At 65.6% G+C, this 21,149-nt stretch carries 19 protein-coding genes and 1 pseudogene; 14 read left to right on the top strand and 6 right to left on the bottom strand.

Going from position 1 to position 21,149, the window contains the following annotated elements; translation table 11 throughout:
• Positions 1-206 precede the first annotated feature (206 nt).
• A complete protein-coding gene (locus tag QM470_RS04570; RefSeq protein ID WP_283338364.1) occupies positions 207-1,412 on the top strand; it encodes a serine hydrolase domain-containing protein in 1,206 nt (401 codons plus the stop codon).
• Between the two features lie 286 nt (positions 1,413-1,698).
• On the opposite strand, the gene QM470_RS04575 is transcribed toward QM470_RS04570, so the two are convergent.
• Positions 1,699-2,082: a c-type cytochrome gene (locus tag QM470_RS04575; RefSeq protein ID WP_502846803.1), complete on the bottom strand. Its 384-nt coding sequence runs from the start codon at positions 2,080-2,082 to the stop codon at positions 1,699-1,701.
• A 157-nt stretch (positions 2,083-2,239) separates the two neighbouring features.
• Entirely contained in the window at positions 2,240-2,863 is a 624-nt protein-coding gene (locus QM470_RS04580; protein WP_283338365.1) for a glutathione S-transferase family protein, read from the bottom strand.
• Positions 2,864-3,072: 209 nt separating this feature from the next.
• On the opposite strand from QM470_RS04580, the gene QM470_RS04585 reads away from it, so the two are divergent.
• From QM470_RS04585 to QM470_RS04595, 3 genes are read left to right on the top strand one after another with little or no spacing between them, the layout of a single operon-like run.
• Entirely contained in the window at positions 3,073-3,975 is a 903-nt protein-coding gene (locus QM470_RS04585; RefSeq protein ID WP_283338366.1) for a glutamate ABC transporter substrate-binding protein, read from the top strand.
• Positions 3,976-3,978: 3 nt separating this feature from the next.
• Positions 3,979-4,641 carry an amino acid ABC transporter permease gene (locus QM470_RS04590; protein ID WP_280012236.1) on the top strand — a complete coding sequence of 221 codons (663 nt, stop codon included), beginning with the start codon at positions 3,979-3,981 and terminating at the stop codon, positions 4,639-4,641.
• Positions 4,638-5,438, top strand: a complete 801-nt coding sequence (locus QM470_RS04595; RefSeq protein WP_283338367.1) for an amino acid ABC transporter permease — start codon at positions 4,638-4,640, stop codon at positions 5,436-5,438. Before QM470_RS04590 ends, QM470_RS04595 begins: the two co-directional genes overlap by 4 nt.
• 204 nt (positions 5,439-5,642) lie before the next feature.
• On the opposite strand, the gene QM470_RS04600 is transcribed toward QM470_RS04595, so the two are convergent.
• Together QM470_RS04600 and QM470_RS04605 are read right to left on the bottom strand one after the other, a co-directional pair.
• Positions 5,643-7,181: an amidase gene (locus QM470_RS04600; protein WP_283338368.1), complete on the bottom strand. Its 1,539-nt coding sequence runs from the start codon at positions 7,179-7,181 to the stop codon at positions 5,643-5,645.
• A 91-nt stretch (positions 7,182-7,272) separates the two neighbouring features.
• Positions 7,273-8,256, bottom strand: coding sequence for a Bug family tripartite tricarboxylate transporter substrate binding protein (locus tag QM470_RS04605; RefSeq protein ID WP_283338369.1), 984 nt, complete (start codon positions 8,254-8,256; stop codon positions 7,273-7,275).
• A 209-nt stretch (positions 8,257-8,465) separates the two neighbouring features.
• On the opposite strand from QM470_RS04605, the gene QM470_RS04610 reads away from it, so the two are divergent.
• From QM470_RS04610 to QM470_RS04620, 3 genes are all read left to right on the top strand, one after another.
• Positions 8,466-9,485, top strand: coding sequence for a LysR family transcriptional regulator (locus tag QM470_RS04610; protein WP_283338370.1), 1,020 nt, complete (start codon positions 8,466-8,468; stop codon positions 9,483-9,485).
• Between the two features lie 178 nt (positions 9,486-9,663).
• Positions 9,664-10,014, top strand: a complete 351-nt coding sequence (locus tag QM470_RS04615) for a RidA family protein (protein WP_283338371.1) — start codon at positions 9,664-9,666, stop codon at positions 10,012-10,014.
• Between the two features lie 43 nt (positions 10,015-10,057).
• Entirely contained in the window at positions 10,058-11,296 is a 1,239-nt protein-coding gene (locus QM470_RS04620; RefSeq protein WP_283338372.1) for an NAD(P)/FAD-dependent oxidoreductase, read from the top strand.
• Positions 11,297-11,420: 124 nt separating this feature from the next.
• Here QM470_RS04620 and QM470_RS04625 read toward each other — a convergent pair whose 3' ends face one another.
• Entirely contained in the window at positions 11,421-12,599 is a 1,179-nt protein-coding gene (locus QM470_RS04625; RefSeq protein WP_283338570.1) for a DSD1 family PLP-dependent enzyme, read from the bottom strand.
• An 89-nt stretch (positions 12,600-12,688) separates the two neighbouring features.
• Positions 12,689-14,077: a D-serine ammonia-lyase gene (dsdA, locus tag QM470_RS04630; protein WP_283338373.1), complete on the bottom strand. Its 1,389-nt coding sequence runs from the start codon at positions 14,075-14,077 to the stop codon at positions 12,689-12,691.
• A 96-nt stretch (positions 14,078-14,173) separates the two neighbouring features.
• Between dsdA and QM470_RS04635 the strand changes: the two genes are divergently transcribed.
• The 7 genes and pseudogenes from QM470_RS04635 to QM470_RS04670 all read left to right on the top strand — a co-directional run bounded on the left by QM470_RS04635 (position 14,174) and on the right by QM470_RS04670 (position 21,139).
• Positions 14,174-15,157 (top strand): LysR substrate-binding domain-containing protein, encoded by a 984-nt coding sequence (locus QM470_RS04635; protein WP_283338374.1) that lies wholly within the window; start codon positions 14,174-14,176, stop codon positions 15,155-15,157.
• 506 nt (positions 15,158-15,663) lie between these two features.
• Positions 15,664-16,560: pseudogene (locus QM470_RS21390) on the top strand (NAD(P)-dependent oxidoreductase); the annotation flags it as partial.
• A gap of 65 nt (positions 16,561-16,625) precedes the next feature.
• A complete protein-coding gene (locus QM470_RS04650; protein ID WP_280012225.1) occupies positions 16,626-17,603 on the top strand; it encodes a Bug family tripartite tricarboxylate transporter substrate binding protein in 978 nt (325 codons plus the stop codon).
• A 20-nt stretch (positions 17,604-17,623) separates the two neighbouring features.
• On the top strand, positions 17,624-19,054 hold the full coding sequence (locus QM470_RS04655; protein ID WP_283338375.1) for an NAD-dependent succinate-semialdehyde dehydrogenase: 1,431 nt from the start codon (positions 17,624-17,626) through the stop codon (positions 19,052-19,054).
• Positions 19,051-19,944 (top strand): NAD(P)-dependent oxidoreductase, encoded by an 894-nt coding sequence (locus tag QM470_RS04660; protein WP_283338376.1) that lies wholly within the window; start codon positions 19,051-19,053, stop codon positions 19,942-19,944. The genes QM470_RS04655 and QM470_RS04660 overlap by 4 nt, the downstream gene beginning before the upstream one ends.
• Positions 19,941-20,294 (top strand): hypothetical protein, encoded by a 354-nt coding sequence (locus QM470_RS04665; protein WP_283338377.1) that lies wholly within the window; start codon positions 19,941-19,943, stop codon positions 20,292-20,294. The genes QM470_RS04660 and QM470_RS04665 overlap by 4 nt, the downstream gene beginning before the upstream one ends.
• Positions 20,291-21,139 carry an alpha/beta fold hydrolase gene (locus QM470_RS04670; RefSeq protein WP_283338378.1) on the top strand — a complete coding sequence of 283 codons (849 nt, stop codon included), beginning with the start codon at positions 20,291-20,293 and terminating at the stop codon, positions 21,137-21,139. Before QM470_RS04665 ends, QM470_RS04670 begins: the two co-directional genes overlap by 4 nt.
• Positions 21,140-21,149: the final 10 nt, after the last annotated feature.

Genomic DNA, 21,149 nt, shown 5'->3' on the forward strand with positions numbered 1-21,149 from the left:
GGAGTTCTGGCAAAGCCTACCTGGATGGGACCGGACCTAGAACCGAAAGAGGTGCTGCGGCGCTAGGGCAATCACCTGTCGAGATGGAGCAACAGCATTCCCTGCGGCCCACAACGCCTGCGTAGTATCCAGGCAAGCCGATGCGATGCGCAACGGCCTGCCCCTGCTGGGGCCAACGGTTCTTGCTCAACCCCAAGGAGACGGACGTGTCATTGAAGAAGGTGGTGCTGGGCAGCCTGGCCATTCTGGCTGCCGCTGTCGTGGGGGGCTGGTTCAGTCTGGACAAGGAGACGCGGGCGCTGCTGGCCACCGTGCCAACCAACCGCGATGTGCTGTTCTGGACGGTGCCGCAACGCGATGCGGCCTTCCGTGCGCTGGACCGCCTGCCGATACTCGCCAAGGCGAACGTGGTGGCGGCCAGTGGCAGCCCCTCTCCCCTGCCTCCCGGGCCACCTCTCCAGCTCCAGAGTGATGTGGATGCCTACATGGCCGGTCAGCGCAGTGCCGCCCTGCTGGTGGTCCACGACGGCAAGCTGCGGCTGGAACGCTATGGCCTGGGCTTTGATGGACAGGGGCGCTGGACCAGCTTTTCGGTCGCCAAGTCCTTCACTTCCACGCTGGTCGGGGCTGCGGTGAAGGACGGCTTCATCAGGAGCCTGGACGACAAGGTGAGCGTCTATATCCCTGACCTCAAGGGCTCGGCCTACGACGACGTCAGCGTGCGGCAGCTGCTGACCATGACCTCGGGCGTGAAGTGGAACGAAGACTATGCCGACCCCCAGTCGGACGTGGCCAGGTTCAACAACCACCAGCCCGAGGCAGGCGTGGAAGCCTTGGTGAGCTATATGCGCAAGCTTCCGCGGGAAGCCCCTGCCGGATCCCGCTGGCTGTACAGCACCGGCGAGACGAATCTTGTGGGAACGCTGGTACAGCAGGCCACACACAAGCCATTGGCCACCTACCTGTCCGAGAAGATCTGGGTGCCGGCAGGCATGGAGCAGCAAGCCACCTGGATCTTGAGCAAGACCGGCAAGGAGATTGGCGGTTGCTGCGTGCAGGCCACGCCGCGCGACTATGCCCGCATGGGTGTGTTCATTCTGAATGGCGCCCAGGTCAACGGCCAGAGCATCGTGCCCGACGGCTGGTGGGCGGAAGCGACCACCAAGCGCACGGAGATCGGTCTTCCCGGGCGTGGTTACGGCTACCAATGGTGGACCTACGACGATGGCAGCTATACGGCCCGCGGCATTTTTGGGCAGGGTATCTTTATCGATCCGCAACGCAAACTGGTGATTGTGTCCAACGCCAATTGGGCCGGCGGTGCGCGCGACCCCCAAGCTACGCAAGCGCGTGAGAACTTCTACCGCGAGGTGCAGAAGGCCATCGACGACGAGACGGCCAAGCCTTCCTGATCGGGTGGGGACCATGGGCCAATGGCGCAGCGCACCTGGCCTTGCACCTGCGGCCTTGCACACGCGGCCTTGCCGCATGCGCCAGCCGGCTTCACAACGGTCGCCCCAGGCCAGGATCGCCCCACCGGAGCCAAACCGCCCTGCACACCCAGACAGCAGAGCCGATGCATTCAGTGGAACATGCGCTTGCTACACCCCACGTCAAGACACCCATAGCCCATTGATTTCAGCCCATTGATTTCAAAACATATTCTCAAACTTGCACCACAGACAGGCGCGGTGCAGGTCATCGACTTTTTGAAATCACGTCTCCCATGTATTTGTTCAGGTCTCGAAAATCCTGAACGGTCCAGGAATGCGGAGCAATCTTCACCCCGTTCTGCTTCAACGTTCTGGGTATCAGGTCCCCGTTCGGGCGAAGTATGACCGAGGACACGATGACGCCCGGATAACTCTCCAGCCGTTTTTTGAAAGCAGCGGTGGTGAGGTCCGGTGTGGGTGGATTGCTTTTCCTGGCCAATGGCCCCGTGCCCTTGATATCCGCTCCGTGGCACACGGCACATCGCTGTGTGTAGAGATTCTTCCCATTGGTGTTCTGCGCAAAAGCAGATGGAGGCAGAGCGAACGCCATGGCTCCGAGCAAGGCGATCCCTAATTCTCTGGCTGTCATTTTTTTCGTTTCGTAGGGCGCAGGTTGGTGGGCGCAAAAGCAGAGGCACACGGGTTCCCCAGCGCGAACAGGATGCGCAGCATGGTACGACCTTCGGCGCCATACGGACCCACACCCGCCACGCGAATCCCGCCAGGCTCCAAACCCAACCAATCCCTCACGGGGTTCCGTTTCGGCCGTACAGGCGATAGCCCGGCCGCAGGCTCAAACGCTCGTAATAATCCTGTACCGCCGGATAGTCGGGGTGCGCCAGCGGTGTTTCAAACCAGCGGTTCACCGACAGGCCTACCGGGATGTCGGCCAGAGAGAACGACTGGCCGCACACATAGGCACCCGTGGCATCCAGCTGCCGGTCCAGGATGGCCATATGCCTGGACCATTCGCTGCAGCCGGTGGCCAGCGCATGGCGGTCCTGGTGCTCCGGAGAATGCCTGACCAGCGACATGAAGGCATAGCTCCAGGATTTGTTCAGGTCCGTCGCCTGCCAGTCCATCCATTGGTCGACCCGCGCCCGCGCCTGTGCTTCGGGCGGATATATCCCGGCGCCGTGGTAGCGGTTCGCCAGATAGCGAATGATGGAGTTCGACTCCCACAGCACAAAATCGCCGTCCTGAATGACCGGCACCATGGCGTTAGGGTTTAGAGCCATGAATGCAGCCGTGTGGGTCGACTGGAAACCCACGCCCCAGTCCTCCCGCTCAAAGGGGATGTCCATTTCGGCACAGGCCCAGAGCACCTTGCGGACATTGATGGACGACGCCTTGCCCAGCACACGCAACATGCCATGCCTTTCTGGTGAGGAGTTTGTATGAAGTGACGGTTGCAGCGAGTGTATGCGGCGCCAAATGTCGACGCTGTGCCAGCGTGACGGTGGTGACCGCGCAGAAAGGCTGTATCGTGCGCACAATGCAATCTGGCGCTTGAACCGAACGCGCGGCGCGTGCCTTGCACCGCTCCACCTTGGCGCCACAGACCATTCAGGAAGACCCCATGCCGATCCCATCCATTCTGAAAACCACCGTGGCGACGCTGGCGATCACGGCCAGTGGCGCGCTTTTCGCACAGGGCACACCGATCAATGCCGCCGCGTTTGACGCGCTGATCGCCCAGGGCCCGGTCGCCGATGCAGCGACCATCGCATCGAGCAGCTGGGCCACCAAGATCAAGCAGGCCGGCACGATGCGCTTTGGTGGCACGCAGACGTCGAATCTGTTCTCGCTGCTCAACGAAAAAGATGGAAAGATCCGCGGTTTCGACGCGGGCCTGGCCCAGCTCCTCACGCGCTATATCCTGGGCGATGGCGCCAAGTACCAGTTCACGCAGGTGAATTCGTCGACACGCGAGCAGGTGCTCATCAACGACCAGGTGGACATGGTGTTCGCCACCTACTCCATCACCCCGGCCCGCGCCGAGAAGATCTCGTTTGCCGGCCCGTACTACACGTCGCAGGCCGGGGTGCTGGTCAAGGCGAACAACAAGGCGATCCAGTCGTACAGCGACCTCGCCGGCAAGAAAGTGGCCACGCAGGCCGGCTCCACGGGACCAGCGATCCTGGCCCAGTACGCGCCCAAGGCGGTCGTGCAGGAGTTCCAGACGCACCAGGAAACCCTGGACGGACTGCGCCAGGGGCGGGTGGATGCCTATGTGACCGACTACACGCTGCTGCTCAACGCCCTGAGCCTGGGTGTCAGCAACGCGCGGCTGGCGGGTGCACCCTTTGGTGCACAGGACCCCTACGGCGTGGGACTGCCCAAGGGTTCGGACGGCGTGGCCTTCGTCAATGCCTTCCTGAAGAAACTGGAAGCCAATGGCACCTGGGCCAAGCTTTGGACGGTCTCCATCGGACAACGCACCGGCAGCACCGCCGTTCCAACCCCGCCTGCCCACCCCTGAGCGATGGCTGAGGTTTCCAGGCTTCTGACCGAGTACGGGCCTGCCTTCTGGCAGGCTCTTTTGCTGACGTGGAAGCTCACGCTCGTGTCGTTCGTGCCCGGGTTCCTGCTGGGCACGGCCGTGGCCGTGCTGCGGCTGCTGCCGGTGCCGCCGCTGCGCTGGGTGCTGACCGGCTATGTGGAGATCTTCCGCAACATCCCCAGCGTAGCGTTGCTGATCTTCATCGTGTTCGCGCTGCCCGATCTGAATGTGGTGATCGACTATGAGCCCAGCGTGATCCTGGCCCTGACACTGGTGTGCTCGGCCTTCACGGCGGATTACCTGCGCTCGGGCATCAACACCATTCCCGGCAGCCAGATCGAAGCCGCGCTGAGCCTGGGCATGCGGCCCCGGCACATCATTGCGGTGGTGGTCTTGCCGCAGGCACTGCGCTCGGTGGTGCAGCCGATGACCTCACTGCTGATTGCGCTGATGCTGTCGACCTCGCTGGCGTCACAGGTGCCGCTTGCAGGCCGGGAGCTCACCTCGCTGGTGTCCAAGATCGCCACCGACTCCGCTGCAGGCATGGCCGCGTTCGCGGTGGCCGCGGCGCTGTATGTGGCGACCGGACTGCTGATCGCCTGGGCAGGCGCCACCTTGGACAAGAAGCTGCGGATACTGCGATGAGCCGCCCTCTAGAAGACATTCTGTTTGCGGCGCCCAGCCCGCGCGCCCGCACCACCACCCGGGTGGCGAGCGCCATGGCCGCAGCCATGTTGCTGGCGCTGGCGGCGGCCATTGGCTACCAGTTCCACGACGCCGGGCAACTGGACGCCCCGTTCTGGGAATTCTTTGCCTGGCCAACGACCTGGGCCTTCCTCGCCAAGGGCCTGCTCGGCACGCTGAAGTCGTCAGCGACGGCGGCGGCCATTGCGCTGTCCTTCGGGCTGGTGCTGCTGCTAGGGCGCCTGTCGCGCCTGAAGCTGGTGCGTTGGCCCAGCGTTGCGGCCATCGAGTTCTTGCGCGGCACACCGACGCTCCTGCTGATCTATGTGTGCTTTCTGGTGCTGCCCACGCTGGGTATCAAGCTGAGCACCTACTGGATGCTGACCCTGCCCATCGGCCTGAGCACTGCGGCCGTGGTGGCCGAGGTCTACCGCGCCGGCGTGCTGGCGGTCCCCCGCGGCCAGACCGATGCGGCGCGCAGCCTGGGCATGACCGAGACCCAGGTGTTCTTTCTCATCGTCTTCCCGCAGGCCCTGCGCTACATCGTTCCGGCGCTGGTGGCGCAACTGGTCATCGTGGTCAAGGACACCACCTTTGGCTACGTGGTGACCTACGGTGAACTGATGCAGAACGCCAAGGTGCTGATTGCCAACTACCACGCGCTGGTGCCGGTGTACCTGGTGGTCGCCCTGCTTTACTGCCTGGTCAACTACGCCATCTCCAGGGCCAGCAAACGGCTCAGCAGGCCGATGCACTGACCCTGCGCTGGGCCACTGGTGCGTACGAGGCGCTCTGCCGGGAGGCAAGGTGACAGGGTGGCTGCCGAGCTGCCGGCGACCACCCACCAACCACCACCAAGTGCGAACAGCGTGGAGCCCAAGCGCTTGAGCGTGTCTGGCTCAAACGGATGGTTTCCACGCTGTTCGCATCCCGGTACACCAGGGCACCAGGGCATCAGTCCATCAAACCGCTGACACGGCCTCCACGGCGGCGCCTTGTGCATGCAGCACGGGAGGCGCCGTGACGATGGAGGTCAGCGCCGGTTCTGCGGGCCGCAGCGCGGCCAGGTCCGGGCGTGGACGGCGCAGTGCTTCCTGGGTGGAGAACGCCTGCTCCATCGCGTGGGCGGCCCCCAGCAGTTCGTGGTCGCGGCGAAAGCCGCCCACCACCTGCAGGCCAAAGGGCATGCCGGCATGGTCTGTACCGCAAGGCAGGGAAATGGCCGGGTGTGTGGTCAGCGTGACCACATAGGTCAGCGCCAGCCAGCGGTAGTAGTTGGCCTGCTGCTGGCCCCCCACCTGGGCGGCGTACAGCTGCGTCCAGGGGAAGGGGGAGACCGGCGTGGTCGGCGACAGGATGAGGTCGTAGTCGGCAAAGGTGTCCTGAAAGCGCTTGAGCAGCCGTGTCTGCTCTGCCTGCGCCCAGGCGGCGTCCAGCAGGCTCATGCGGGCGCCCATTTCGTAGTTGGCACGCGGGTTGGGGCCCAGGCTGTCGGGGTCACGCTCGTAGGCGGCCTGCATGCCGGCCACAAAGGATTCGGCGCGCAGCACGTCGAAGCAGCGGTGCACATCGCCCAGGTCCAGCTTGACTTCATCGCAGGCCGCAAATAGGTGGCGCATGGCCGCAATCTTCTGCCGGAACGTGGCGCGGATGCCCTCATCGACGTCGCAGGCACCAAAGTCTTCCGTCCATGCCACGCGCAAGCGGCTGAGGTCGGTGCGCGCAGGGTGCAGAAAGGAAGCGGCATCCAGCGGATAGCTCAAGGGATCACCGGCATGCACGCCCGCGCTGGCCGCCAGCTGCAGGCAGGCATCTTCCACCGTGCGCCCCATGGGCCCAACGACCGACAGCGGCGTCCAGCCCAGCAGCTTGCGCACGCTGGGAACGATGCCCGGCGAGGGGCGAAACCCCACCACGCCGCATTTGGCGGCCGGAATGCGCAGGGAACCGCCGGTGTCCGAGCCGGTGCACACCGGTAGCATGTCGCAGGCCAGTGCCGCGGCTGATCCCCCCGACGAACCGCCCGCATTGAGGTTGGGGTTGAAAGGATTGCCAGTCGCACCCCAGACATCGTTGCGCGAGTTGGCGCCCGCACCCATCTCCGGCACATTGGTCTTGCCGGCCACGATGGCGCCCGCGCGGCGCAGGCGGGCCACCAGCTCGATGTCCTGAGTCGGCACATGGTCGCGGTAGATGGGCGAACCCCAGGTGGTCAGCAGCCCTTCGGTGGGCTCCAGGTCCTTTACGCCCAGCGGCAGGCCATGCAGCAGCCCCAGCGGCTCACCCGCCATCACCGCCTTTTCGGCGGCACGCGCTTCGCTGCGCGCGCGGTCGAAACAGGTCGCGGTGACAGCGTTGACATAAGGGTTGACGCTGTCGATGCGGGCAATGCAGGCATCGAGCAGTTCAACCGGCGAAACCTGCCGCGCACCAATGAGGCGGCGCAGTTCGACGGCAGACAGTTCGACCAGCGACGGACTGGATGACGGGGCGGTGTGCATGGATGTCTCTCTCATAGATGTAGATATAGATATAGATATAGATGCCCCCCGGCGCGGTCACTGCCGGCAGCGGGGGGCCATGCGGTTGGTATCAGTCGGCGGTGATGTGCGCGCTGTCGGCCAGCTTCTTCATCACCGGCATTTCCTGGCGGATCAAAGTCGCGGCGGCGGCGCTGTTGGCATAGGCGGGGTCAAAGCCCTGCGCCTTCATCTTTTCCTGCACATCGGGAGCGGCCGCGACTTCCGCCAGCGTGGCTTCCAGCTTGGCCTTCACATTGGCTGGCATGCCCTTGGGGCCGACGACGATCAGCCAGGTGTCCATGTCGATGTCCTTGAAACCGGCCTCGGCGAAGGTCGGCACGTCGGGCAGCAAAGAGGAACGCTTGGCCGTGGTCACCGCAACGGCCTTGATCTTTCCGTTCTTGATCTGGGGGATGGCGGCGGCCACGGTGTCGACCGAGAACGGAATTTGCCCACCGATCAGGTCCGTCATTGCCGGTGCGCTGCCCTTGTAGGGCACATGGGTCATGTCGATCCCGGTGCGGGCCAGCACCAGCTCGCCCGCAAAGTGGGCCGTCGTGCCGCTGCCGAAGGAGCCGAAGGCGTATTTGCCAGGGGACTTCTTCACGTAATCCACGAACTGCTTGACGCCGGTCACCGGCACGGCACTGTTGGCCAGCACGATCAGCCCGGTGCGTGCAGGAATCCCGATGGGATCGAAGCTCTTGACCGGGTCGTAAGGCAGGTTGGGGCGGATGGCGGGGTTGACGGTGAAGGTGCTGCCGGAGCTGACCAGCAAGGTATAGCCGTCGGCCGGGGCCTTGGCCACATACGTCGCACCGATGATGGTGCCTGCGCCCGGGCGGTTGTCGATGATCACAGGCTGGCCCAGTTTTTCACCGAGCTTCTGGCCCAGCAGGCGGCCGATCACATCCGTGGCGCCGCCAGGCGAGAACGGAATGACCAGCGTGACGGGCTTCGATGGGTAGGCATCGGCAGCGAGAGCGGGGACAGCGGCAACCAGGCTCAACGAGCAAGCCACGGCCAAGCGGGTGAAAGCGGTGATGGATTTCATGGTGAAGCGACAGGTTCGGTGAGGCAAGGGGACGAGGGAAAAACACCAGCGCAGGAACGACGATCCGGATCGTTCCGCAACCACCGTGGCTGCGCTGGACGTGCTGAATACAAGTTCATGCTAAGAGTGCTCAACCGATGCCACAAGCGCAATGTTTAGAATAATTCATTGCCAAAAATAGAATTCATGCGTGTAAAAAGGATGGCCCGATGGGGAAAACAGATACCGGAGCAGGAATCGGTCCTGCCACAGCCAACAGCCGGGTGCTGCAGGAAGCGGCGGTGCGCTATTTCCTGGAAGTGGTGCGCACAGGTTCCATCAAGGAGGCGGCCACCCGGTTGAACGTGGCCCCTTCTGCGGTCAGCCGCCAGATTGCGCGGCTGGAAAGCGATCTGGACACCTTGCTGTTCGAGCGCCGTTCGCGCGGCATGGTGCCGAACTCGGCGGGCGAACTGCTGGCCGCCCACGCACGCCGGGTCGAGCAGGACATCGAACGTGTCACCAGCGAAATCCAGTCGCTGCGGGGCATGCGCACGGGGCAGGTGCGCATCGCCTCGGTCGAAGGCTTCGCCCATGACTTCATTCCCATGCTGATCGCGCAGTTCCAGCGCCGCTACGAGGGCGTTGCGTTCCGGCTGGACGTCTGCTCGCAGGGCGACGTGGCGCGGCGCGTGCGAGATGGCGAAGTCGACATCGGCATCACCCTCAGCTCGGTCCCCGAGCCGGACATCCGCGTGGAGCTACGCCACCCCTGCCCCATCATGGCAGTGCTGGGGGAAAAGCATCCGCTGGCCTCACGGCCGCAACTGTCGCTGCGCGAGGTGACGGCCTACCCGCTGGTGCTGCCGCTCAAGAGCAGCACATTGCGGCAGTTGCTCGACATCAGCTGCAGCCGCCAAGGGCTGCGGTACCGCCAGGTGCTGGTGAGCAACCATGCCGACGCGCTGGTCAGCTACGCCGCCGCCAGTGAACTGGGTGTGGCGTTCTATGGGGAGCTGTCGGTCCGCACGCGGCGCGGCGGCAACGCCGTGCGGGCCGTGCCGCTGCGCGACCGCGAGATGAACGAGCGCTATCTGGAAGTCCAGACCCTGGCCGGACGCAATCTGCAGGAAGCCGTGCACGCCTTTGTGCAGTACCTGGTGGCAGCCATCCGCGCCGATGGCAACGGCGGCGGCGGTGATGCGGACGACGTGGACAACGCAGGGGATGGCCGGTTGCCCGGCGCGTGAAAGGCGGCGTGCCGGTGGGTGGAGCCAGGTGCCCAATTGCTGGATCGGCAATCGACGATTCTGATTTCTGCGCAGCACGGGGGACCTGGCGGGCACTGCGGCCCGCCAGAATGGTGCGCTTCAGCGCCTTTCCAGCGCCTCTCTGCCTTTCGGTTTTTTGCACCCAGGAGTTCCTTCCATGTCCACCATGCCCGCCCTCCCCTTTTCCAAGATTCGCACGGCCGCCGGCCTGGCCTTCCTGTCTGGCGAAATGCCGTTTGCCGCCGATGGCAGCATCCCCGAAGGCATCACGGCGCAGACGCACCTGACGCTGGAGCGCATTGCCGCCACGCTGGCCACAGAAGGCCTGTCGCTTGCCGACGTGGTGTCGGTCAACGTCTTCCTCACGCACAAGGAGGACTTCGCTGCGTTCAATGCCGCCTACGCCAGCCACTTCGCCGATCCGCTGCCGGTGCGCGCCACCGTCTGCACCGAACTGGTGGCCCCTGCCCGCATCGAGATTGCGGTCGTGGCGGCGCTGCGCGGCTGACCGCTCTCTTTTCCCCGAACTCCCTCGAACAGGAACACACACCATGGCATCCGAAGTCCTGGTTCTCGGCGCGGGCATGGTCGGCGTGAGCACGGCGCTGGCATTGCAGCAACGCGGGCGCCAGGTGGTGCTGGTGGACCGCCGCCCGCCGGGCCGCGAAACCTCGTACGGCAACGCCGGCTTCATTCAGCGCGAGGCCGTGCAACCCTACGCCTTTCCACGCAGCTGGCAGGCGCTGTGGCGCGTGGCAACCGGGCAAGGCAATGACGTGCATGTGCACTGGACGGCGCTGCCCTCCCTGGCTGGCCGCCTGCTGCGTTACTGGCAGTCTTCGGCCCCCGCGCCGTACGCCAACACCTGCGCCGCGTATGCACGGCTGATTGCACACTGCATTGCCGAACACGAGCCGCTGATGGCCGCCGCGGGCGCGCAGCACCTGGTGCGCAAGGAGGGCTGGCTGCAGTTGTACCGCCAGCCCGCCTTGCTGGACACCGCGCTGCGCCATGCCACCCAGCTTGCACAGGCCCATGGGCTGGATTGGGCCGCACTGGACGGACCGGCCCTGGTCCAGCTGGAGCCCGCCCTGCGCGAAACGCCGGCGGGCGCCATCCATTGGCGCGATCCCTGGACCATTTCCGACCCGGGAGCGCTGGTCGAACACTATGCCGCGCTGTTCGTGCAGCGTGGTGGCCGGATCGCCGAAGGCGATGCCGACAGCCTGCAGCAGACGGCCCAGGGGTGGCGCGTCCAGACCCGTGACGGGGCGCTGGAGGCCGAGGCGGCCGTCCTGGCGCTGGGGCCGTGGGCCGAGGCGCACACCCGCCGACTGGGCTACCGACTGCCGCTGTTCGCCAAGCGGGGATACCACCGCCATTACCAGGGTGGCGGAACGCTGCTTCGGCCGGTGCTCGACACCGACCACGGTGTGGTGCTGGCGCCGATGCAACGCGGCCTGCGCCTGACCACGGGGGCCGAATTTGCCAGCGCCAGCGCACCAGCGACACCGGTGCAGCTGCAGGTGGCCGAACGCGCCGCCGAGCGGCTTCTGGGCCTGGGCCAACCGGTGGAAGCGCAGCCCTGGCTGGGTGCCCGCCCGTGTTCTGCGGACATGCTGCCCATCATCGGACCGGCACCGCGCCACCGTGGCCTGTGGTTCCACTTTGGCCATGGCCACCAGGGCTTCACCCTGGGCCCGGCATCGGCCCGGCTGCTGGCCGAACGCATGTGCGGCCAGACGCCGTATGTGGACCCTGCGCCCTACGATCCGTCGCGCTTTGGCTGAACACCGGGTGGGCCGCGCCCCGGGTGCGGCCACCCGTGGGTGGTGGGTAGTGTCCGCACGCCCACGGGGAATCGGCACACACGCCCCATAAGCATGCCTCAGGGGCGCCCTGGCGGCGGAGGGCTCAGCGGCTCAGACCGCGCGCCGCAATGGGCCAGATGGCTTCGACCACGCCGCTCCGGTAGCCAATCAGGCTGTCGTGCAGGTTGATCGTGGGGTCCACGTGTCCCGGCACCAGCAGCACCAGTTCCCCCAGGGCCGGCAACGCGGATAAGGCCGTGGCTCCGGCCGTGCTGGCCGCCTCTGCGGCCCCCCCCACCGTGCAGTGCTCGTCGCTGACACCGGTGCAGGCCAGCACGGCATCGGGCCGCGCCTGGGCCGCATTCCACACCTGGGGCATACCGCTTTCCAGGCTCATGGATTTCAAGCCGGCATCCAGCACGGCATGCGTGCCTGCGGCACGGCTCATCACGCGGGTCGCCAGAAACAGGCTGTGCGCAAAAGAGGACACGCCCGCGCCGGACGGCTGGTTGTGGCTGTAGTCCACATCCATGAAGGCGTAGCTGCCGGCCTGCAGCTCGGTGTAGACGCCGCTGGCAAAGTCGATGTCGGCACTCCCGGTGCCTCCTCCGGTCACGACCGCGCAGGGCAGTCCCTCGCTTTCCAGGCGCGCCCTGGCCTGGCGGATGCGGGCGTTCGCCGCGTCAATGATCTGTTGGCGCTCCCCGGGCAGGCGCACATGCTGCACCGTGCCGTGGTAGGCCTGCAGGCCACCGAAAGACAGCCGGGGCAGCGACTGGATACGGGCCGCGATACGGGCCATCAGATCGACATCGGCCACACCGCAGCGGCCATGGCCGATGTCGATCTCGACCAGCACGGTCAGCTCGGCGCCGGCTTCCTGCACTGCAGCCGCCAGCCAGTCGACCTGCTGCAAATCGTCCACACACACACTCATGCGTGCGTGGCAGGCCAGCTGCGCCAGCAGGCGTGCCTTGCCGGGGGAGGCGATTTCGTTGCTGATGTGGATGTCACGCACCCCTGCCTCTATGAATGGAATCGCTTCGGACACCTTCTGGCAGCAGATGCCGACCGCACCGCGTGCGATCTGTGCCAGGGCTACGGCCGGGCATTTGTGCGCCTTGCCATGCGGGCGCAAGGCCATGCCGGCGGCATCGGCGCGGGCCTGCAGCTCGTCGAGGTTGCGCTCGAAGGCATCGAGGTCCAGCAGCAACGCCGGCGTGTCGATATCGGAAATCGGTGCGCCGATGGCGGCTGCAGGAGGCACAGTGAAAATGGACATGTCAGCGATGGCGATGGCGATGGCGATGGCAATGGAAACGGGCAAGAAATGGCAGGGAGGTGCACACCGCAGGATGCGGCACTGCCATCCTATGCCTGCTGGGCCAGCAGGTCGCGCCCTGCCTCCCAGAACTGCTGGTACTGCGCGGGCGGAACGAACAGCCCGCCGGTGGTCCAGACCACATGCGTGGACTGTGCCAGATGCGTCTGCAGCCCCGCCTCCTGCAGGTAGCGTTGCCCTTCGGGCGTGCCCAGCAGCATCGACGGACCGGCCATGCCGGCGGTCGCCGAGGGCTCCACGCGCAGACCTTCGGCCTGTTCAAGCTGGTAGACAAAGCGCATGAGCTGCGCATCCTCCACCGTGTAGATACCACCCAGCACCTCGCGCATGGCGGCGCTGGCCAGGCGCGAGGCCTGCGGCACGGCCAGGCCGTCGGCCTCGGTCCGGTTGTGCAGCCCGTAGTCATACACCGTGGGGTGCGGGCCTTGCGGGCCGTCCGCTCCGTCCATCATCTGCACCAGCACACAGGGCGACTGCACCGGCTCGGCAAAGAAGCAGTGCGCATGGGGGCCCAGAATCTGGCGGATACCGAAGGCGATGCCCGCCGGAGCCCCGCCCACGCCACACGGCAGGTACACGAACAGCGGGTGCTGGGCGTCCACCACAATGCCCTGCTCCGCCAGCTGCCGGCGCAAGCCGAAGACGGCAGCCGCATAGCCCAGGAACAGCGAGAGCGAACGCTCGTCGTCGACAAAGTGTGCCAGGGGATCGGTGGCGGCTTGTGCGCGGCCCTGGGCCACGGCCTGGGCGTAGTCGCCCGCATGCTCGACGACCTCGACACCCCGCTGGCGCAGGCGGTCCTTCTTCCAGGCCTTGGCATCGGCCGACATGTGCACGCTGGCCTTGAAGCCCAAGGCCGAGGCGATCACGCCAATGCTCAGCCCCAGGTTGCCGGTGGAGCCCACGGCCACGCTGTGGCGGGCAAACACCTCCCGTGCGCGCTCGCTCAGAAGCGCGACATAGTCTGCCGCGCCGGGCTGGCTGGGCAGCAGGCCGTTGGCAATGGCCACCCGCTCGGCAAATTCCAGCACTTCATGCAGCCCGCCGCGCGCCTTGATCGACCCAGCCACAGGCAATGCATGGTCCTGCTTGATCAGCACGCGCCCCTGCCCGGCGGCCACGCCCAGCAACGACGCCACAGCGGGCGCCGGGGACAGTGCGGACTCGATCAGCCCGCCCGACGCGGCCAGCTCGGGAAACAGCTTGGCCAGCAGCGGCGCAAAGCGCTCGAAGCGCGACCGGGCGGCTTCAATATCAGCCAGACTAATGTATTGGCGCTCTGCCGGGTTCTCGGAGCCGGTGGCGGCGAGGGCGTGACCGACCTCCTGCGCGGCCACCGCGGTACTGCGCGCCGGGTTGAGCCACAGCAAGGGGAGAGATTGTTTCAAGCGCATCAGGGTGGGGGCGGAAGTGGGCATGGCGTGGCAGTCTTTCACAGGGAAGCGCCCATTCTTGGCCCGCCACAGACCGGATGCAAGTCACTTATAGTCTGGGCAACCTCAACCATACTAATAATGAGCACCTCCACACGCCTGCTCTCACCGTCACTGCTGTCCTGGCTGCGCTGCTTTGACGCGGCAGCACGGCATGGCAGCTTCACGCGCGCGGCCGAAGACCTGTGCGTGAGCCAGGGCGCCGTCAGCCAGCAGGTCAAGCAGCTGGAGCAGTGGCTGGGGCGCCCGCTGCTGCTGCGCTCACCGCGCGCCCTAACGCTGACGCCCGAGGGGCGCTTGCTGGGCCGGGTGCTGCGCGAATCGCTGCAATCTATCGAAAACACGCTGGCCGACCTGCGGCAGGAGAGCGAGGGGCAACCGGTGACGATGAGTTGCGCGCCCTCTTTTGCGATGGCCTGGCTCACGCCCCGGTTGGGCACTTTCTTCCAGAAGCACCCGCAGATCGATCTGCGCGTACAGGCCGAGTTCCACGCGCTGGACCGCGGGCGCATGCTGCGCGACGGCGTGGACGCAGCGGTGCGCTTTGACCTGGGGAACTATCCCGATCTGCACGCCCGCGAACTGCTGAGCGAATGGCTGGTCCCCGTGGCCAGCCCCGCCTTCCTGGCCGCACACCCGGCACTGGCAACCCCCCAGGGACTGACGGGGACTATGTTGCTGCACGATTTCAGCCCGTGGGAAGGCGCCAGCACCCACGCGGAATGGGCACATTGGTTCGCGCACATGGGACTGCCGCCCCCGGACTGGGCCCTGGGCCGTACCTACAACCTGGCCATGCTGGCACAAAGTGCGGCCTGCGCCGGGCAGGGCGTGGCGCTTGGCCGCACCGCCCTGGTCCTGGACGATGTGGCGGCAGGCCGGCTGGTGCCCTTGTTCGGGTGCCGCGTGCCCGCGCAGGCGTCCTATATGTTTGTGCGCGCACGCCAGCCATCGCGGGTGCTGGATGCCATCGAGCAGTGGCTGCTGGCCCAAGCCCAGGCATTTGAGGAACAGCGGCAGGGCTTGCTCCAGGCACTGGCACAGCGCGGCACGCAGTCCGCCTAATCTGGCGGACTGCTGCAGCCGTCCCACAAGGTACGCGGCTCCCCTCCAGGCCCATCTCCTGGTCCACGGCACCCGTGGCTGACCGCAACGTCCTGGCTGGCGGCCCACGGTTCTCCGTGCGCGCCCCCCTTTCACCGGGGTTCACCGCATGGCCGGTATCACAGCGCACCAAGACCTGCTGTCTCGTGCTGCGCTGACCGGCCCGTGCGTCCAGTCCGCCCTAGGCAGAACGGCGGGCAGTCGACACCCCATGGGATGTCTGCCCGACCACTCCTAGCCACGCACATGCGCCTGCAAGCGACGTGTTGGCGGTGGCATGCAGGCGCGGCCATGCCATATGGGTGGACAGCCCTTCAGGGAGCAACGGCTTGGTGGTGCCTGCAACGCTGTTTCCAGGGAGACACCGGCCTCTTCCTAGAAATACCAAAAACTCATATCACCAAGATTATTTCTCTTCCTTTTAACAGCGGCAGACCGATAAATTTTTACAAAACAACCAGGAGACAAAAACAATGGATATTGGATTCATCGGCCTTGGCCGGATGGGGTTCGCGCTCGCCCGTTCCCTGCTGAAGCACCAGCAACGCGTGACGGTGTTCGATATCAACACCGACGCCGCGCAGCAGCTGGGGGCCGAAGGTGCGGTCGTGGCCCCCGATGTGGCCAGCCTGTGCCGCAGCGCCGATATCGTCTTCACCATGCTGCCCGGGCCCAAGCAGGTCAAGCAGGTGGCGCTGGGCGAAAACGGCATCCTCCGGAACCTGCAACCCGGCGCCATCTACATCGACATGAGCACCATCGATGTGGACACGGTCGATCTGCTGAACGACGCGTTTACCCAGGCGGGCTTTGTCTTTGGCGACGCCCCCGTGGGCCGCCTTGCCATGCATGCCGACCGCGGCGAGTCGCTGTTCATGCTGGGCATCGATGCCCGGCACCTGCCCACCGTGGAGCCGGTGCTCTACCGGATGGGCACCACCATCCACCACTGCGGCCATGCCGGCAGCGGCACGCGCACCAAGATCATCAACAACATGATGGTGCTGTGCTACTGCCAGATCAACTCCGAAGCCCTGGTGCTGGCCCGGTCGCTGGGACTCGATACGGCCAAGACCTTCGACGTGCTGGTCAACACCACCGCCAGCAATGGGCAGTTGAAGGAGAAGTGGCCCAAGAAGGTGCTGGCCGGGGACCTGAGCCCGGGCTTTGACCTGGCCCTGGGCTACAAGGACATCTCGCTTGCCTCCAGTGCCGGGGCGTCCACGCAGGTGGCCCTGCCGGTCTGCGATACCGCCAAGAACGTGTTCCGCATGGCGCTGGCCGCAGGCAAGGCCGGGCAGGACACCTCCTGCCTGACCGACTACTGGGCCGAGGTCAACGGGGTGGAAAAGATCCGGCTCTGAACGGACCCACAACGACTGCGACCACAAAAAATGCAGCGGCAACAACGATATCCAGGAGACAAAAAATGAATTTCACCCGACGCACCGTGCTCGCCACGGCAGCGGCCACCGGCCTTGCTTTCTCCACCCTCGCATCGGCAGCGGGCTACCCGGAAAAACCGGTCACCATCACGGTCGGCTTCTCCGCCGGCGGCCCCACCGACATCGTGGCGCGCATCCTGGCCGAAAGGCTGACCCAGAAGTTTGGCCAGAGCTTCATCATCGACAACAAGGCCGGCGCCAGCGGCGCCGTGGCGGCCAACCAGGTGAAGAAGGCCGCCCCCGACGGCTACACGCTGATGATCGGCAGCAGCAGCACGCTGTCCATCATCCCCTACGTGCAAAAGGGCGTGCAGTTCGACCCGATCAAGGACTTCACCCCCATCGGTCTGGTGGCCAGCTACCCCTACTACCTGACGGTTCCGCCGGATTCCAGGTTCAAGACCTATGACGATCTGGTCCAGTTTGCGCGCCAGAAAGGCAATCAGCTGACCTACGCATCGGCAGGCAATGGCGCCATCAACCACCTGGCGGGCGAATGGTTCAAGAGCGACACCGGCATCAACGCGCTGCACGTGCCCTACAAGGGCGATTCCGCGGCGGTGATCGACCTGGCGGCCGGCCGTGTGGACCTGGCCTTCCTGGCCGGTGTGGTGGCCATTCCGCAGGTGCAGGCCGGCAAGCTGCGCATTCTGGCGTCGGCCAGTTCGGCGCCAGAAAAAGGGCTCAAGGGCACGCCGGTGATCGGTCAGGCCAAGCTGCCCGGCTTTGCCGCAGAACCCTGGAACGGCCTGATGGGCCCGGCAGGGCTGCCCGCCGATGTCGTCACCAAGCTGAACAGCGCCGTCAACGAGATCATGACCAGCCCGGAGGTCAAGGCCAGGCTGCTGACCCTGGACCAGTACCCGCTCACTGGAACGCCTGCGCAGTTCAAGGACTTCATCCAGAAGCAATCGGCGCACTGGGCAGGCGTGATCAAGACATCCAACATCACGCTCGACTGATGGGCTGCGAGAACCGACACATGCAATATTCACAGTTCATCCAGGGCAGCTTCGTCGCAGGCACGTCCGCCGAGGTCTTCGAGGTGATCTCACCGTCGACCGGCCAGGTGATTGGCAGCTACACCATGGCGTCGTCCGACGATGTGGCCCGCGCCATCGACAGTGCCAGCCAGGCCCAGTCCGCGTGGAAGAAAAGCGGCGCTGTCCAGCGCTCCGACCTGCTGCGCAAGATCGCGCTGGAGATGCGCGCAGACCGCGAGCGCTTGGCCACGCAGATCACCAGCGAACTCGGCAAGCCCTACAGCGAAGCGCAGAAGGAAGTCGATGTCGCGGCCGAAATGTTCGAGTGGGCCGCCGAAGAAGCCCGTCGCCTGTACGGCCGCGTGATTCCCGCACGCGCGCCCGGCATTCAGCAGATTGCGCAGCTGGAACCGGTGGGCGTGGTCGGCGGCTTTGCGGGCTGGAACGCCCCCGCGATCACCCCGTCGCGCAAGATCAGCGCCGCCCTGGCAGCAGGTTGCGCCATCGTCATCAAGCCGTCGGAAGAGACCGCGGGCGTGGCGCTGCTGATCGCCCAGGCCTGCCAGCGCGCCGGCACCCCCGCAGGCCTGGTCAACATGGTGTTCGGCAACCCGGCGCAGATTGCGGACCAGCTCTGCAACGCCCCCGACATCGCGATGATCACCTTCACCGGTGGCACCGAAGTGGGCAGGCAGCTGGGGGCCAAGGCCGCCGCGCAGATGAAAAAAGCCACGCTGGAGCTGGGCGGCCACGCCCCGGTGATCGTCTGGAGCGATGTGGATATCGACAAGGTGGCGGCCGCCACGGTGGCCACCAAGTACCGCAATGCAGGCCAGGTCTGCACCTCGCCCACGCGCTTTCTGGTCCACGCCAGCATCTACGACGCGTTCTGCGCCAGGTTTGTGGAGCATGTCCAGAAACTGCAGGTGCTCGATCCCTTTGATGCCAAGGCGCAGATGGGGCCGCTCAAGAACCAGCGCCGCCGCAGTGCCATTGCCCAGCTGGTGGCGAACGCCATCGAGTCCGGGGCCACGCTGCTGGCCGGCGGCAAGAGCCTGGACCAGCCGGGCTTCTTCTACGCGCCCACGGTGCTGGCCGTGCGCGACAAGCAAGCCGATGTCTCGCGCATCGAACCCTTTGGCCCCGTGGCGCTGCTGATCCCCGTGCAGGATGCGGACGAGGCATTGCACGAGGCCAACAGCCTGCCCTTTGGCCTGGCGGCCTATGCCTTCACCAACGACATGCAGCTGGCACACCGGTTTGCCAACGAGATCGAAAGCGGCGTGGTCTGCATCAACGAGCTGCAGGCCTCGCTGCCCGAGACCCCGTTCGGGGGCTACAAGGACAGCGGTCTGGGCTCCGAAGGCGGCATCGAGGGACTGCGTGAGTTCCTCAAGGTCAAGTGCGTGCGCCAGGGAGGTCTGGCATGAGCAGCAAACCCATCCTCGGTTTCATCGGCGTGGGCGTGATGGGCATGGGCATGTGCCGCAATCTGGCGCAGAAGTCCGGCTGCACGGTGCTGGCTGCCGACCTCAACGCCGACAACGTGCGTGCACTGGCCGGTGATGGCGTGATTGCCAGCAGCGTGCAGCAGATTGCCGAAACCGCCCGCATCGTGTTCCTGTCGCTGCCGGCGATCCAGCATGTCGAGGCGGTCTGCAACGGCCCGGACGGGCTGGTGGCCAACGCCCGTGCGCTCCAGACCGTTGTCGACATGAGCACCAGCGATGTGGAACGCACGCGCCAGCTGGCCGCCACCCTGGGGGCCGCCGGCATCGACCTGGTGGATGCCCCCGTGGCCCGCAGCCGGGCAGCCGCCAACAACGGCACCTTGCTGATCACCGTGGGCGCCAGCGAATCGCAGTTCGCCGCCGTGAAACCCTATCTCGACTGCATGGGCAGCGACGTGCTGCACTGCGGCCCGACCGGCGCCGGCCAGGTCGTGAAGATCCTCAACAACATGGTGCTGCTCAACACCGTGCACACCCTGGCCGAGGCCTTTGCCATGGCCGACAAGTCGGGCGTCTCCAAGGACCTGCTCGCCCATGCACTGGGTCTGGGGTCGGCGGCCTCGTTTGCCCTCAATCTCACCGGAGCCAACTACCTGGCCAAGGATGTCTTCCCGGAAAAGATGTTCTCCACGGCCTATGCACTCAAGGACCTGAAGCTGGCACTGGAGCTGTCCAGCACGGTGCAGCTGGACAACGCCATCACCGCGCTGACCGCGCAGCAGCTGCAGAAATCCATCGATGCGGGCTTCGCCGACCACTACTACCCCGTGATGTACCGCGTGATTGCCGACACGAAAGCCGCACCATGAGCACCACCCCTGTTCCCCTGAACGACTGGCTCGTCCACCGCGGCAGATTCGTCCATGTGACGTTTTTGCTGCAAAGCAGCGAGAAGGAATGGCTGGTCCGCATCCACGAGGGACGCATAGAAAGCATTCAGAGCGGCCCCTTCGTGATGCCGCGCTGGACGTTCCGGCTGGCGGCCGATGCCCAGGCCTGGAGCCGGTACTACGCCAGCACGCCCACACCGGGCTTTCACGATCTGATGGCGATGATCAAGTTCAAGCACCTGCGGCTGGAAGGCGACCAGCATCCGTTCATGAGCAATCTTCTGTACTTCAAGGACCTGGTCAAGTCACTCGGAGGGGTCGTGCAATGAACCGCCAACACATGGAACCCATCTCGGGCGGCTACGTCCACGTCACCATCCAGGGCCGCTCCAACCGCATCTATGTGGAAACGGCGGGCCAGGGCCAGCCCTTGCTGTGCCTGCACACGGCAGGCAGCGACTCGCGCCAGTACCGCGGCCTGATGAATTGCCCGGACATCACCGAGCGCTTCCAGGTGATCTGTTTCGACCTGCCCTACCACGGCAAGTCCTCGCCCCCCGAAGGCTGGGAGCAGCACGAGTACCAGCTCACCTCGCAGCTTTATGTGGACTCCATCCTCGGCGTGATGGATGCACTGGACATACGCCGTCCCGTCGCCATGGGGTGCTCCATCGGCGGCCGTGTGGTGCTGCACCTGGCACTGCAGCATCCCGAGCGGTTCAAGGCCCTGATCGGCCTGCAATCGGGCGCCCATGTCGCGCCCTACTACAACCTGGAATGGCTGCACCGCCCGGATGTGCACGGCGGCGAAGTCTGCGCCGGCATCGTGTCCGGCCTGATCGGCCCGCACGCCAAGGAGGTGGACCGCTGGGAAACCCTGTGGCACTACATGCAAAGCGGGCCCGGGGTGTTCAAGGGCGATCTCCACTTCTACAAGGCCGAAGGCGATCTGCGCGCGCTGGCGGGCCGCATCGACACGGCGCAATGCCCGCTCTATCTGCTGACCGGCGAGTACGACTACTCGTGCACGCCCGATGACTCCCGGGCCCTTGCCCAGAGCATTGCCGGGGCGCAGCTATCGATCATGCCCGGCCTCGGCCATTTCCCGATGAGCGAGGCCCCCGCCGATTTCATCGCCCACCTGATGCCGGTGCTCCGGCAGATTCAACCGTGAAACCCCGCAC

It is taken from the genome of Comamonas sp. 17RB, assembly GCF_030056555.1.
Classification (GTDB): domain Bacteria; phylum Pseudomonadota; class Gammaproteobacteria; order Burkholderiales; family Burkholderiaceae_C; genus Comamonas; species Comamonas terrigena.

Excerpts from the sequence above, each read along its gene's own strand:
- QM470_RS04575 (WP_502846803.1), bottom strand. The coding sequence starts at position 2,082 with ATGACAGCCAGAGAATTAGGGATCGCCTTGCTCGGAGCCATGGCGTTC.
- QM470_RS04580 (WP_283338365.1), bottom strand. The coding sequence starts at position 2,863 with ATGTTGCGTGTGCTGGGCAAGGCGTCGTCCATCAATGTCCGCAAGGTG.
- QM470_RS04585 (WP_283338366.1), top strand. The coding sequence starts at position 3,073 with ATGCCGATCCCATCCATTCTGAAAACCACCGTGGCGACGCTGGCGATC.
- QM470_RS04590 (WP_280012236.1), top strand. The coding sequence starts at position 3,979 with ATGGCTGAGGTTTCCAGGCTTCTGACCGAGTACGGGCCTGCCTTCTGG.
- QM470_RS04595 (WP_283338367.1), top strand. The coding sequence starts at position 4,638 with ATGAGCCGCCCTCTAGAAGACATTCTGTTTGCGGCGCCCAGCCCGCGC.
- QM470_RS04600 (WP_283338368.1), bottom strand. The coding sequence starts at position 7,181 with ATGCACACCGCCCCGTCATCCAGTCCGTCGCTGGTCGAACTGTCTGCC.
- QM470_RS04605 (WP_283338369.1), bottom strand. The coding sequence starts at position 8,256 with ATGAAATCCATCACCGCTTTCACCCGCTTGGCCGTGGCTTGCTCGTTG.
- QM470_RS04610 (WP_283338370.1), top strand. The coding sequence starts at position 8,466 with ATGGGGAAAACAGATACCGGAGCAGGAATCGGTCCTGCCACAGCCAAC.
- QM470_RS04615 (WP_283338371.1), top strand. The coding sequence starts at position 9,664 with ATGTCCACCATGCCCGCCCTCCCCTTTTCCAAGATTCGCACGGCCGCC.
- QM470_RS04620 (WP_283338372.1), top strand. The coding sequence starts at position 10,058 with ATGGCATCCGAAGTCCTGGTTCTCGGCGCGGGCATGGTCGGCGTGAGC.
- QM470_RS04625 (WP_283338570.1), bottom strand. The coding sequence starts at position 12,599 with ATGTCCATTTTCACTGTGCCTCCTGCAGCCGCCATCGGCGCACCGATT.
- dsdA (WP_283338373.1), bottom strand. The coding sequence starts at position 14,077 with ATGCCCACTTCCGCCCCCACCCTGATGCGCTTGAAACAATCTCTCCCC.
- QM470_RS04635 (WP_283338374.1), top strand. The coding sequence starts at position 14,174 with ATGAGCACCTCCACACGCCTGCTCTCACCGTCACTGCTGTCCTGGCTG.
- QM470_RS04650 (WP_280012225.1), top strand. The coding sequence starts at position 16,626 with ATGAATTTCACCCGACGCACCGTGCTCGCCACGGCAGCGGCCACCGGC.
- QM470_RS04655 (WP_283338375.1), top strand. The coding sequence starts at position 17,624 with ATGCAATATTCACAGTTCATCCAGGGCAGCTTCGTCGCAGGCACGTCC.
- QM470_RS04660 (WP_283338376.1), top strand. The coding sequence starts at position 19,051 with ATGAGCAGCAAACCCATCCTCGGTTTCATCGGCGTGGGCGTGATGGGC.
- QM470_RS04665 (WP_283338377.1), top strand. The coding sequence starts at position 19,941 with ATGAGCACCACCCCTGTTCCCCTGAACGACTGGCTCGTCCACCGCGGC.
- QM470_RS04670 (WP_283338378.1), top strand. The coding sequence starts at position 20,291 with ATGAACCGCCAACACATGGAACCCATCTCGGGCGGCTACGTCCACGTC.